14 protein-coding genes and 2 pseudogenes are annotated in these 13,326 nt (G+C 35.4%); 14 read left to right on the top strand and 2 right to left on the bottom strand.

Annotated features, from left to right (window positions below):
- Nucleotides 1–441 precede the first annotated feature (441 nt).
- Both AAGD79_RS03905 and AAGD79_RS03900 read right to left on the bottom strand, forming a co-directional pair.
- Nucleotides 442–879 carry an IS630 family transposase gene (locus AAGD79_RS03905; protein ID WP_341811146.1) on the bottom strand — a complete coding sequence of 146 codons (438 nt, stop codon included), beginning with the start codon at nt 877–879 and terminating at the stop codon, nt 442–444.
- Between the two features lie 42 nt (nt 880–921).
- Nucleotides 922–1,302, bottom strand: a complete 381-nt coding sequence (locus tag AAGD79_RS03900; protein ID WP_007549224.1) for a helix-turn-helix domain-containing protein — start codon at nt 1,300–1,302, stop codon at nt 922–924.
- A 242-nt stretch (nt 1,303–1,544) separates the two neighbouring features.
- Here AAGD79_RS03900 and gyrB point away from each other — a divergent pair, with 242 nt between their 5' ends.
- The 14 genes and pseudogenes from gyrB to AAGD79_RS03830 all read left to right on the top strand — a co-directional run bounded on the left by gyrB (nt 1,545) and on the right by AAGD79_RS03830 (nt 13,315).
- Entirely contained in the window at nt 1,545–3,932 is a 2,388-nt protein-coding gene (gene gyrB, locus AAGD79_RS03895) for a DNA topoisomerase (ATP-hydrolyzing) subunit B (protein ID WP_010962371.1), read from the top strand.
- Between the two features lie 93 nt (nt 3,933–4,025).
- Complete coding sequence (locus AAGD79_RS03890; RefSeq protein ID WP_010962372.1) at nt 4,026–4,283, top strand: hypothetical protein; 258 nt, start codon at nt 4,026–4,028, stop codon at nt 4,281–4,283.
- Between the two features lie 337 nt (nt 4,284–4,620).
- The gene (locus AAGD79_RS03885; RefSeq protein WP_081600753.1) at nt 4,621–4,923 is read left to right on the top strand and encodes a transposase; all 303 of its coding nucleotides are present in this window, start codon (nt 4,621–4,623) and stop codon (nt 4,921–4,923) included.
- Nucleotides 4,908–5,126: pseudogene (locus AAGD79_RS03880) on the top strand (IS3 family transposase); the annotation flags it as partial. The gene AAGD79_RS03885 and the pseudogene AAGD79_RS03880, both read left to right, overlap by 16 nt.
- Nucleotides 5,127–5,144: 18 nt before the next feature.
- Nucleotides 5,145–5,327, top strand: coding sequence for a hypothetical protein (locus AAGD79_RS03875; RefSeq protein WP_341811145.1), 183 nt, complete (start codon nt 5,145–5,147; stop codon nt 5,325–5,327).
- A gap of 122 nt (nt 5,328–5,449) precedes the next feature.
- A complete protein-coding gene (locus tag AAGD79_RS03870) occupies nt 5,450–5,626 on the top strand; it encodes a hypothetical protein (protein WP_182319925.1) in 177 nt (58 codons plus the stop codon).
- Nucleotides 5,620–7,290 carry a recombinase family protein gene (locus tag AAGD79_RS03865; RefSeq protein ID WP_341811143.1) on the top strand — a complete coding sequence of 557 codons (1,671 nt, stop codon included), beginning with the start codon at nt 5,620–5,622 and terminating at the stop codon, nt 7,288–7,290. The genes AAGD79_RS03870 and AAGD79_RS03865 overlap by 7 nt, the downstream gene beginning before the upstream one ends.
- Nucleotides 7,244–7,849: pseudogene (locus tag AAGD79_RS03860) on the top strand (AAA family ATPase); the annotation flags it as partial. The gene AAGD79_RS03865 and the pseudogene AAGD79_RS03860, both read left to right, overlap by 47 nt.
- A gap of 37 nt (nt 7,850–7,886) precedes the next feature.
- Nucleotides 7,887–8,387, top strand: a complete 501-nt coding sequence (locus tag AAGD79_RS03855; protein ID WP_265023922.1) for a hypothetical protein — start codon at nt 7,887–7,889, stop codon at nt 8,385–8,387.
- Nucleotides 8,372–9,622 (top strand): AAA family ATPase, encoded by a 1,251-nt coding sequence (locus AAGD79_RS03850; RefSeq protein WP_341811142.1) that lies wholly within the window; start codon nt 8,372–8,374, stop codon nt 9,620–9,622. Before AAGD79_RS03855 ends, AAGD79_RS03850 begins: the two co-directional genes overlap by 16 nt.
- 17 nt (nt 9,623–9,639) lie before the next feature.
- Nucleotides 9,640–11,688 (top strand): AAA family ATPase, encoded by a 2,049-nt coding sequence (locus AAGD79_RS03845; RefSeq protein WP_341811141.1) that lies wholly within the window; start codon nt 9,640–9,642, stop codon nt 11,686–11,688.
- A gap of 90 nt (nt 11,689–11,778) precedes the next feature.
- Entirely contained in the window at nt 11,779–11,979 is a 201-nt protein-coding gene (locus AAGD79_RS03840; RefSeq protein ID WP_341811649.1) for a hypothetical protein, read from the top strand.
- A gap of 26 nt (nt 11,980–12,005) precedes the next feature.
- Nucleotides 12,006–12,758, top strand: a complete 753-nt coding sequence (locus AAGD79_RS03835; RefSeq protein WP_264702259.1) for an IS5 family transposase — start codon at nt 12,006–12,008, stop codon at nt 12,756–12,758.
- Entirely contained in the window at nt 12,746–13,315 is a 570-nt protein-coding gene (locus AAGD79_RS03830; RefSeq protein ID WP_341811140.1) for a hypothetical protein, read from the top strand. Before AAGD79_RS03835 ends, AAGD79_RS03830 begins: the two co-directional genes overlap by 13 nt.
- Nucleotides 13,316–13,326 lie beyond the last annotated feature (11 nt).

Raw genomic sequence — 13,326 nt, 5'->3', positions numbered from 1 at the left:
TTACAATAATCCGAACAGACCGTAATATGCTACTGGCCTGCTATAGCCATAAACACATATCTTATCGCATTCGGACTATTATAAGAAAGGCTATAACTTATTGAAAATCTTGTTTTTTTGCAATCAATCTGATCAAATTTAAGAATAGTAATTTATTATTTACATTAATAAATTTAATTCTATTGAAAATAGCTAAAGCATTGAAATTCTTGAATTTTAGCCGGATTAGTGAGTGGTAGTGAAATTTCTTTTACTCAAATTTAGGTATTCACTGACCGTTCTTGTTATAAATACCAGAATAATAAGCTACTGATATTCTCCATCTTTTTTATCTTTAATCCATCATAGCTAGCGATGCAACAAAGCCATTCCAGTGTCAAGCACTGGAATGACATCATCTGTTGTGCAATTTATAGCATTTCTCATAATAGTCCGAACAGGTCATAGGAAGGCAGAATCAACAGCACGACGAAAGGATTCGAATAGAGGAATGTTTTTCCTGGCTCTGTTTTTTATAGCAAACCAATGATGCTCAATTTTGTTGAAATCTGGAGAATAAGGCGGCAGATACAAAATTTCTGCACCAACCCCTTTAGCAAGCTCGATAATCTTATCAGACTTATGAAAAGTAGCATTGTCAAGAATGACAGTCTGTCCAGGTTCCAAGATCGGTGTCAAAAATTGCTCAAACCATCCATTAAAAACATCCATATTACAGTGGCCTTCAAAGGTTAACGGAACAACTATCTTTCTTCCACTTAAGGCTGCAACCATACTGATTCGTTGAGTTTTCTTTCCAGATTTTAAGGCATAAAACCGCTGTCCTTTCTGGCAATATCCGTAGGGGGTAGTCTTCGGTGTTATCAATGCCAGACTCATCTATATACACTAAGTTTTTAGGTTCTTTTGTCGCTATAATTTTCAAAAATTCAGCACGTTTTTCTTCGTTTCTTTCCTTGTATCCATATGTCTTTTTTTGCGCGTAAATCCAATTTTTTTAAGGGCTCGATAGATCGTTTGGATACTAACGTTGTTCCAAAGTTTAGCCATTTCCGATAGAGTCTTTCCTCCGTGTTCTCTGGCAAATTTGGCAAAGGTATCCCAGTCGGTGATTTTGTGATTGTAACCCCCATTTCCAAGTTTTTTTGATTGAAAGTCTCCTGTTTCTTTTCTTCTTTGCTGCCACTCCCATAAAGTAGTTCGTCCAATCTTAAATCTTGCTGCCACTGTTTCTCTGCTTTCTCCTTCGTCTAGCGCTTCCATTGCTTTTTTTCTTAAATCATAACTATATGCTGCTGGCATTCAACCTCCTTATCATCATCTACCCTTATCCTATCACATCCGGACTTTTATGGAAAGAGCTATACCTTCAAAAATGAATGTTCGTACAGTTATGGAAGACACATTGGAATGACACTATTTGCTGTCTTCAAAAATAAACATTCGTAAAATTGTGCTTTTAACATGGGTTATCAGTTTAAAAATGTTGCTAACTAGTATATCTGAATGTAACATCAATTAACGTGTATAAATAAAGCAATCTAATGGAAAATAGTTATAATGCCGATGCAATAAAAATCTTAAGGGGTCTTGATGCTGTAAGGAAACGTCCAGGTATGTACATTGGTGACACTGACGATGGATCTGGCTTGCATCACATGGTATATGAGGTTGTTGACAACGCAATAGATGAATCTTTAGCTGGATATTGTGATAAAATTGAAGTTAGCATAAATAAAGATGGTTCAGTATCAGTAACCGACAATGGTCGTGGCATTCCAACTGACATTCATGAAGAAGAAGGAATATCAGCAGCAGAGGTAATAATGACTCAACTCCATGCTGGTGGTAAATTTGACAGCAATACCTATAAAGTTTCTGGGGGATTACATGGTGTTGGAATCTCAGTTGTGAATGCATTATCAAGCTGGTTGGAATTAATTATTTGGCGCAATAAGAAAGAACACTTTATGCGTTTTGAAGATGGTGAGTCTATTGAACCTTTAAAGGTAGTCAACGAAAATACAAACAAAAGAGGAACTAAAGTCACGTTCATGCCATCAACAGAGACTTTTAATGGCATTAATTTCAGTTACTCAACGCTTGAAAGTCGTATAAGAGAATTAGCATTTTTAAATTCAAATATCGACATTACTTTACGTGATCTGCGCAATGAACCATATACAGAATCTCATTTCAATCAGAGCAATCAATCTAAAGACAATTTTGGTACAGCAAATTTTGTGCAGTATTTAGATAAGAATAAGACACATGTAACTAAAATTGCCAGTATGAAAGGAGATGCAGAAGATCTTGGCATCAGCTTGGAAATATCGATGGAATGGAATGATTCCTACTATGAGAATATGTTGTGTTTCACTAATAATATACGGCAACGAGATGGTGGTACGCATTTGGCAGGATTTAGATCTGCACTAACTAGATGTATCAATACCTATGCAACTAATGAAGGGTTTTTAAAGAAAGCAAAAGTAAATTTAACTGGAGAGGACGTTAGAGAAGGTTTAACTTGTGTTTTATCTCTTAAGATGCCTGATCCTAAGTTTTCTTCACAAACAAAAGATAAACTAGTTAGTTCTGAAGCACGTGCAGTTGTAGAAAGTATAGTTTCTGATAAATTAAGCACAATCCTTGAAACTGATCCCAAATTGGCAGCAAGCATAGTAGAAAGAGCAATTAGGTCAGCAAAAGGAAGAGAAGCTGCAAGAAAAGCACGAGAGTTAGTTAAAAGCAAAAACAATATTGATATTGCAACTCTGCCAGGAAAGCTTGCTGATTGCCAGGAAAAAGCCCCTGAGTTATCGGAATTATTTATAGTAGAGGGTAATTCAGCAGGTGGTACTGCAAAGCAGGGGCGTAATCGTAAAACACAAGCAGTGCTTGCCTTAAGAGGAAAAATTCTAAACGTAGAACGTGTAAGTTTAGATCGTATTTTTTCATCTGCAGAAATAGGCTCTTTAATCACTGCAATTGGTGCTGGAATAGGGAGTGAACACTTCGATATTGAAAAAGCTAGATATCATAAAATTATCATCATGACAGATGCAGATGTTGATGGTTCACATATAAGAACTTTGATTCTAACTTTCTTTTTTAGACATATGCGTGAAGTTATTGAAAAAGGTTACTTATACATAGCACAGCCACCCCTCTATAAAGTTACAAAGAATGCCAAAGACACTTATATTAAAGATGACGAAACTTTTGAAGAGTATATAATAAACTCAGCAGTTAAAAGATTAACACTAAGTGGTACAGCTACAGAATTTAACAACTTGCGCCTTATTTTGAATAAATGCGTTAGCACTTCTAATATTAGCAAAAATTATGATAGAGAAATACCACAAAATCTCTTAGAGTCATTGCTAATTTTAAGTAAAAAGAATGCTCTATCATCGGCTGATGAGATATTAAAGTATTTGAAGTTAATGTACAGCGAATACACTTGGGAAGTGGAAATAAAAGATGAAGAAAAAGAAATTCATATCTCTAAATTGTTTCAAGGATTGGCAGACAAATATATATTTGCACTTAGTATGCTTGAAGGCAAAGATATGCAAAACATATTAAGTTTGCTTGATGGTATAAGTAATTTATTTAATGGTGATTCATTTTTAAAGTCACAAGAAACTGAAATAAGAATCACTTCTCCAAGTACGCTTGCAAAAATAATAATGGACTATGGTAAAAAAGGTTTAACTCTGCAGAGATTTAAAGGTCTTGGTGAAATGAATGCTGATCAGCTATGGGATACTACGTTAAATCCTGAGGCTAGAACTTTATTAAAGGTTGAAATAAAAGATTGTGAAGAAGCTGATTCCATATTTTCAATATTAATGGGTGATATAGTTGAACCACGCCGTGATTTTATTAATAGCAATGCACTTAATGTGCATGATGTTGATATTTGAACTTTTAGCAAAATGTACGAACGTTACGGGTTTAAGCAAAGACTGTGTCATTCAAGTAGCTGACACTGGTTCCTTTATAACGGTGTCATTCCAGTGCTTGACACTGGAATCCAGGTTGCTCACAAGCAAACTAGCATAGAAAGTGGTTACAACGTTTTCGATGAGATTGCAGAAAGGCTGGATTCCAGTGTCAAGCACTGGAATGAAAGCAGTCCTACGTCATGCCGCGATTCATTCGCGGTATCTCTAGATCCCGCTAACAAGCAGCGGGATGACGGTTGTCAGGGTGTCATCCCACTACCTTCTCCTGTCATCCCAGTGCCTCCCTCCCCTGTCATCCAAGTAGCTTGACACTTGTATCTTTATGATGTGAGGCATTAGAGCTAAAATACCTCACAGGGAGGGTGAAGCTGATGCAACGCTAATGCCATTAAGGCCGAATCCCAGATTTTGCTTCCCTCCCATAGAGTTATAGCTCTTCTCATAATAATCCCAATAAGGTAAGAATGGATTTATGGTAGAGGGGTTTGTATGCCAGCAGCGTATAGTTACGACTTAAGGAAAAAAGCAATGGAAGCATTGGATGAAGGAGAAAGTAGAGCAACTGTTGCCAAGTGACCTTACCCAGAAAAAGTGGAGAGAAAGAAAGGAGTTTTTTCGGGTAAAATAAAATTTTGGAGGATTAGAAATGGTAAGAGAATATACAGCAGAATTCAAATTGGAAGCTGTTAAACTGGCAAATGAACAAAGAAAGGCAGGTCAAACAATTACAAAAATAGCAAGAGATTTAGGAATAAAGGGTGGTTTATTAGGAAAATGGATAAAGAAACACAACGAAAAAAAGTCGGCAGCAGATGCATTTCCAGGTAGAGGTAACATGGCTCCTTACGACAAAGAGAGGTTTGATTTACAAAGCAAGAGTAACAAGGGAAAGAGACATTTAAAAAAAAGCCCTGGCCAGTCAAAAAGAGTAAAATATTTTTTTATATAGTAACTGCTATAAAGTACAGGAATTATGTAGGATTTTCTGCTAGTGGCTACTATAAGTGGACCACAAGAAAAATAAGCAGTAGAGAATCAGCAAATAAAGAGCTACTCGCAGCTATTCAAAAAATATATCAAGTTTCTAAATGTAGATATGGAGCTCCTAAAATTCATGCTGAATTGAAGGCTTTGGGTAAAAGTTGCAATTTGAAAACGGTGCAAAGTATTATGCAGAAAAATGACATCAGGGCTATACTGAGAAGAAAGTTTAAAATTAAAAAACAACAAACAGATAATAGAGCTGTAGCTCCCAATATACTAGATCAAAACTTTATTGTTGATCAACCAAATAAAGTATGGGATTACTTACATCAAAACCAAGGAGGGACTCCGCCAACAATATTGCAATAAACCTGAAACTTGAGAAGACTATTTCCCGAAAGCTTCTACAAAAAGAACGGAGAGTTGAATTTATTTATAGAGCTAATGATCAAATAACCATATGTCTCGATGGATAATATATGGTAGAGCTCATGGGCAACAAGAAATTAATAGTTCGTATTAGTTGTAGTTATGAAGTAAATCGATTAGCAGAGTTGTATCTATTAGATGCATATGAAAAATTAGTGTTAAGTAAACCAATAAAAGCGAGCAAAAAGGAAGAAAACTCTGAATATAAGAAAGTAGATTTGAGGACGGTAAAATGGTAACAGTTAGTTTATATGCAAGAGTTTCTTCAGGGAAGCAAGCACAAGAAGATACAATAGCAAGCCAAATTGCTACTATAGAGAATCAAATTAGTATGGATGGACATAAATTATTAAATGAATATAAATTTATTGATAATGGTTATAGTGGTTCTAACATAATCCGTCCTGGTTTGGAAAAATTACGTGATAAAATAGCAGAAGGTAACATTGATAAGGTTTATATTCATTCTCCTGATCGTTTATCTCGTAAGTATGCATATCAGATGATATTACTTGAAGAGTTTAAGAAATTAGGAGTGGAAGTCATTTTTTTAAATCATCAAATTAGCGATAATCCAGAATCTCAATTACTATTACAAATGCAAGGTATGATAGCAGAATACGAACGTGCAAAAATCATGGAACGAAGTCGTCGAGGAAAGATTTATGCAGCAAATAAGGGTTGTATAAGTGTAATGAGTGCTGCTCCTTATGGCTATCGTTATATAAACAAAAATACAGAAACAGGACAGGCCTTATTTGAGATTTATGAAGAAGAAGCTGAAGTTGTTCGTAAAGTATTTTCTTGGGTAGGAAGAGAAAGAGCCAGTATAGGAGAAGTATGTCGTAGGCTAAGTGCTATGTCCATTATGACGAGAACTGGAAAAGAGTATTGGGATAGGGCTGTAGTTTTGAGTATGTTAAAAAACTCTGCTTATAAAGGACAAGCAGCTTTTGGTAAAACAAGGTTTGGTGTCAAACTAAAACATATAAGACCGAAAAAAAACTCCTGCGAGCATCCAAAAGATAATTATTCTACTTATCCTGTTCCAAAAGAGGATTGGATTTATATTAAAGTACCTAGTATAGTAAGCGAAGATTTATTTGAAATCGTTCAAGAACAATTAGCTGAGAATAGAAAAATAGCAAGAACAAGACAAAGAGGAGCAAGACATTTATTGCAAGGTTTAGTAGTATGTAAGCTTTGCAATTATGCATATTATGGTACTAGCACTGCAAGGAATAAGGAGGGGGAAAAAACTAATAATCAGGTATATTATCGTTGTGTTGGCACGGATTCATACCGTTTTGGCGGTAATAAAATGTGTAACAACAAATTAATTCGTACAGATACATTAGACATGGCTGTGTGGGAAGAGGTAAAACATCTATTAAAAAATCCAAATAGAATATTAGAGGAGTATAAACGTAGACTTTCAGAACTTAAAAAATCACCACTAGATCAAAAAAGTGCTTTGCTTGAAATACAAGAAGATAAGTTAAAACGAGGTATTGCAAGGTTAATTGATAGTTATGCTCAAGAATATATTGATCAAGAAGAATTTGAGCCAAGAATTAAAGCAATGAAACAAAACTTAAAAATGGTTGAAGAACAAAAGAAAAAGATATTTGATCAGAAAAAACTCACACAAGAGTTAACTCTAGTAGTAACAAATTTAGAGGGGTTTTCCTCTAGTATTAACTCAAGTCTTAATAATGCAGACTGGCTAACTAAACGTGATATTATTAGAACGTTAGTTAAGCGAATTGAGATTAATTTTGAGGATGTAAACATTGTGTTTAGAGTAAAAGAGCTTCCAGACTCTTTTCATATGGAGAAAAATCAATGCTTGCAATGTTGTTGTAGGGGTAGGTGTTTCTTTTCTTGGTATGGCTTCAAATAGACCTTTAAAAATTTTCTACATGCAAACTGAAATTGAATATGAATATATGAAAGAACGTTTGCAACAACTTGATAATGAACTTTTGAATGTAGCTGCTAACAACTTAATCATTACGCCAAAAGTGCACTTATCATTTAATCATGATGAAATAAGTGAAATTAAGGAGATTGTAAATGAACGCTTTAAACCTGATGTTTTAGCCATAGATCCATTACGTAACATCTTTAGCAGTGAATATGGGAATGAAAATGATAATAGTGCTATGCTGTTCTTTCTGCAAAAGACTCTTGAGAAGCTACGCAGTGCTGTCAATCCAGATGCTTGTATTGTACTCACTCATCATACAAAAAAATTATCGAAAAAGATGCTCGAAGAAGATCCATTTCAAGGCCTAAGTGGTGCTGGATCTTTACGTGGATTTTACAGTACTGGTATGGTGATGTTTGCTCATGATGAAGAAAGCAGTGCACGCCAGATAGTATTTGAGCTTCGCAATGGTGAACGCGTGCCAAACAAACTTGTCGATAAGATAAATAGTCATTGGCAGCTAATGGAATAGCTAACTTTCACTTTAAAGTCAACTTATAGGAGAGCGTATGCTACAAGATTTTTTAACTGATTTTAATAATGCAAAACTGCAAAGCAGTTTAATACCGAAAGGTACAATAGTCAAGGTAAAAATGGCAATAAAGCCTGGAGGTTATGAAAATTGGTTCACTAAAAACTACACTACTGGCAGTATCTATTTAAATGCAGAATTTACCGTCACTGAAGGCCCATATGCAAAACGCAAGATTTTTCAGATTATAGGTATCAAAAATGGCAAAGCAGAAGGTGAAGAAGACATCTGGGGAGAATCTGGACGTTCTATGCTGCGTAGTATTTTGGAATCATCCAGAAATATTCATGCAAATGACACTTCAGAGAAAGCAGTTACTGCTAGAAGAATCAACTCTATAGCTGATTTCAACGATTTAGAGTTTACAGCAAAAGTAGGCGTTGAAACTAATAATACGTACGGAGATAGGAATAGGATTACTACAGTTATTACTCCAGAATTACAAAAAAGTTTTCAAGATGATTGGTTGCCATTTTGAAGTATGACGAAGGAAAGTTGTGGGCTGCTGTTATTACTAGAGCTATTCAGGATGCAGCAGGAAAAAACCCTAAACTTAAAAAAGAGGCTTGTCAATGGATTCGCTCACGATCTTTTGAAACTGTTTGTGAGCTGGCTAATCTTGACTTTAAACGTCTAAAAAATATGTTGAACAAATTTGGAATAAACAAGGAGAATTTTATGGATTTTTCATCTAAAAATGCTTTGAAAATAAAATCATTATTAATTAATAACATCAAAGATTGTTTATCTTATTTGTTACCTGAAGGCAAATCTTACCAAGATAAATTCTATATTGGAAGTAGAAATGGAAATAAGATAATAGTTGAAATGGAAGGAGAAAATGCAGGAAATTGGTACAACCTGATCGAAGAAAAGAAAGGAAATATAATAGACCTTTGGACTTTAGTTAAAGGTAATATAGATTCTGTTGAGACATGGTTGAACGGTAAAGATGAAAGAAGTTCCGCATTACAAGAAAAACAAAACGAAGGAAAAGCATTTTCTGTACACCATTACTTAAATGACAAATCACCAATGCCACAAGATATAATAGGCCCAAGAATTTTGACACCAGGTGGTCTTTTGGTCATAGGTGGTACTCCAAAGATTGGCAAAAGTCATTTTCTTCTTTCTCTATTAGTACATCTGGCAGCAGGAAGATCATTTCTTGGCATGAAGCCTACAAGGCCGCTAAAAATATTCTATCTACAAAACGAAATGGAATATGATTACATTAGAGAACGTATACAACAACTCAACAAACTTCCTCATTTAGCAACAGAAAACTTAGTTGTTACGAACAAGATGAATTTGACCTTAAATGAAGAAGGTATAGAAAAAATAAAAGATATGATAGCTGAAAAATTTGACTTAGTTGTGATTGATTCTCCTTATAATTCCGTTAACTATGGTCTGCAGCATGCAATAGAAAAACTACGCTCCAAGATTAACCCTATGGCTGGAATAATCATCACAAATCACACCAAAAAAGTATCTATTTCTACATTGGAAAAGAACCCATTTCAAGCTCTCGTTGGTGCTAACGCTTTAAGAAGTTTTTATACATCTGGAATAGTAATATTTCAACCCAATAAACGTACAAATATCTTACAAGTAGTATATGAACTTAGAAACGGTAGATCTATACCAACAAAATTCATCAATAAGATTAATGGATGTTGGAAAACTGCTAACGTTATAGCTAGAACATAAAAATTCTTCAGGTAGGTATGGATATTTATTGTCCACAAAGAAATGGACATTATAAATTATTAGGGAAGAAAGAACAATTAAGAACTCAACTCCTATCAAATATAAGGTCATGTCTTTCTTATTTACTGCCAAGAGGAACTTTTCGTGGTGATAAGTTCTATGTAGGTGATCTACAAGGCAATAAAGGACAAAGTATGATAGTGGAGTTAACTGGCAGTAAAGCCGGATTATGGCATGATTTTTCTACCGAAGAAGGAGGAGATATTTTTGATCTTTGGGCTGCTGTTACTGGAAAAAATCAATTTACTGATACGATAGAAGATATTGCTAAGTGGATTGGTTATTCGGAAAAAAATAACACTCTGGGGCAACCAACGGCATCATGGAACTATTACGATGAAAGTGATCAAGTGATTGTTACAGTTTATCGTTATAACACTGATTCAGGAAAAAGATATCTTCCTTTTGATGTAAAAAGGTCTAGTTTTACTCTACCAGAGACCAGGCCTTTATATAATATTCCAGGTATCGTGAAATCTGATAAGGTGATTTTAGTTGAAGGTGAAAAGTGTGCAGATGCTCTGATAGAGCAAGGTATGACTGCCACAACTGCAATGTTAGGAGCAAATGCACCAATAGAAAAAACAGACTGGTCACCACTTAAGGGCAAGCATGTTATTATTTGGCCAGACAATGATGAACCAGGTAAACAATATGCTGAGAAAGTTGTGAAAAAGCTTACTTTTCTTGGTGTTTTATCACTTACTCTTCTTGAAATACCGGAGAATAAACCAAAGGGATGGGATTCAGCTGATGGTATAGAAGAAAAGATGAATATTCCTGAATTCATTGAAAATAACTCGAAAAAAATCATCGTTAAGCAATTGCTTAATATTCAAGAATGGAGCGTAGAACGTTTTATAGGTCCAGTACCGGAGCAAAAGTTTCTTGTTGAAGGGTTATTTCCTTTAGGAGTGACATCTATTCTAGCTGCAATGGGAGATACTGGTAAAGGTATGCTTCTGCTTGATTTAGCACTGAAAGTTGCGAGTAGAAAAGATCAGCCATGTGGTTTTGGCCCACTTGTTACTGAGCATGGATCTGTGGTAATATTCTCTGCAGAAGATGATATGAGTGAAATACATCGTCGTTTAGAGCGTCTTGATTCGCAATGCGAGAGATTAAAATATAAGGATAGGCTCTTTATTGTACCATTACCAAATGTTAGTGGATCACTTACAATCATAAAGAGTGTTTCAGGTAAAGTTATAGAGACTTCTCCTGAATTTGAATTGATAACAAAACAACTTAATAAAATAAAAAACTTAAAATTAATCGTATTTGATCCACTTGCATCATTTGTGCACGCTGATTTAAATACTGACCCAGCCGTAGGCGATTATTTGATGTCTTTATTATCTGATTTAGCAGGTAGCACTGGAGCATCAATAATTACTGCTCATCATATGAGAAAGCCAAAAAGTGAAAAACCTATATCGACTGTTGAGCAAGCACGTGATGCCATTAGAGGTACATCTGCTCTTGTTAATGGTGTTAGGTGTTCATACGCTTTTTGGTCTGTGGAAGATACAGCTAAACCGACAATTTTTAAATCAATAGGAGAATCTGTAAGACAGAACGCATTATTTTATGGAGCAATTGTTAAAGCAAACGGTTTGGCTGATCGCACTTTACGCACTTATTTAAGAAATGAAGAAACAGGATTGTTAGAGGACATAACTGAAAGATTAAGAATAAAAAATATGAACGAAAAAGATTCAAAGCAGCATCTTATAACTGCAATTACACGAGCAGCAATTTCTGGACATCCATTTACCCATACAGGAAGTACAGGAGTGTATAAACAGCGGCATAGACTACCTGAGGAGTTTCACAGTATAGGAAGAGATAGAATGGAGCGTATAGTTCAAGAGCTGTTACAAACACGGAAGCTGGTTAAGGGAATGGCTACTGGTTCAAAAGAAGATAAATGGCTTGACATTCCTAGCGGACCATTTGCTCGCGGCGTTGGAAAGTTTAGCTGTGGAGCTGAGCTATTCTCCTAAAAAATTTTTCTGATATAAAAAAATATTTTGATTTTTGCGGACGAATTTTGAACTCACCGTACATATATAATATAGGGGGCTTAATTAAAAATGTCAATACTCACACAGTCAGGAAGAGCAGCAATAGCAGCCAGCATAAAAGAGCAATCTCTACATCTTGCTTGGGGAAGTGGTGATTCAAGCTCTGGAAGTAGCCATCAGGTCGAAAAAGTTTTTGTTGAGGGTGAAATAGCTCTAGGCTCTGTGGACAAAAAATATGAAAAGAGAGAAAAAGATGGTAGTTTAGCCTAATAGGTAAAAAATGGAGAAACTACCATATGCAATATTACATCAAAGAGGAAAATTGGAAACAAATTTTAGAGTTCATAAAAAGCGTAAAAGGAATGCACAGCAAAGATGAAAAACGTTTAAGAATATTCATAGAGGCAGTGTGGTACATAGTGCGAAGTGGTTGCCAATGGAGACTTTTACCAAAAACTTATGGTAATTACAGGAGTATACATAAGCGATTTAAAAGATGGTGTGAAAGAGATGTCTGGAAAAAATTGCTTGAATATACTAAACAAGAGCCTGATTTAGAAGTTGCTATAATCGACGGTACGATCATCAGAGCCCATCCATGTTCATCTGGATATACAAAAAACTCCAAGGATCAAGAAGCTTTAGGGAGGAGCAAAGGTGGCTTTACAACTAAAATACATGCGCTTGTCGATGCACTTGGAAATCCACTTAAATTTACTCTGACTCCTGGTCAAAGAAATGAAATTACGCAGGCACAAGTGTTGACTGAAAGTATCTATAACTCTACTGTAGTAGCTGACAAGGGCTACGATAGCAATGCCTTTGTTACAAGTCTTGAAGACAAGGGATGTACAGTAGTTATTCCGCCAAAACGGAATCGAAAAGTGCAAAGGTATTACGATGAGCATATCTACAAAGAACGTCATTTGATTGAGTGTTTTTTTGGTAAAATTAAAAATTTTAGGCGCATTTTTTCCAGATTTGATAAAACTGCTGAGGTTTTTATGGGTTTTCTCAATTTTGTTGGAGCTCTTGTATGGCTTCTCTAAAATTTTGTCCACAGAGCCTAGATCACCACACTATTAAAGATGTAAGGGTTTTTACAGGACAAACAGTGTATCAGTCAAGTGTTGACTATACAGTTGATAGCAGTACTGGTGTAATAAAACTTACGGAAAATAGCTCTATCACGGCAAATAGTGCAGTTACTGTAGAATATACTCAAAGCACACCACCTGAATCTATAAATTCTATAAAGCTCTTGAATGAACTTGGCAGACGTACTGCAGATGAGGTTCTCTTCTGCACGGGTGATGAGAATGGAGAACTTGTAACTCCTTCTGGAAGGTTTATGCCCTCAAATGTACCAACCAATAATCTTTATCTCAAGTTTACTTTCGATTTCACGGACGCAGCAAATCAAGTTATACGGGAATTAGGGGTTATGGTTGGTACTAAAGTAAAAGAAGGGTTACCTAGAGGACAGAGATATTTTGAACCACAAGATATAGAAGACCCAGGGATCTTATTAGTTTTAGAACATACAGTACCGCTCATTAGGACTTCAGCAACCAGGGAAACTTTTTCGTTTGTAGTGACATTTTAGAAAAAGAGAAA

Origin of the sequence: Wolbachia endosymbiont (group A) of Oxytorus armatus, assembly GCF_964027005.1 — a bacterium.
Classification (GTDB): domain Bacteria; phylum Pseudomonadota; class Alphaproteobacteria; order Rickettsiales; family Anaplasmataceae; genus Wolbachia; species Wolbachia pipientis.
This window is presented reverse-complemented; position numbering and strand designations above follow the sequence as displayed.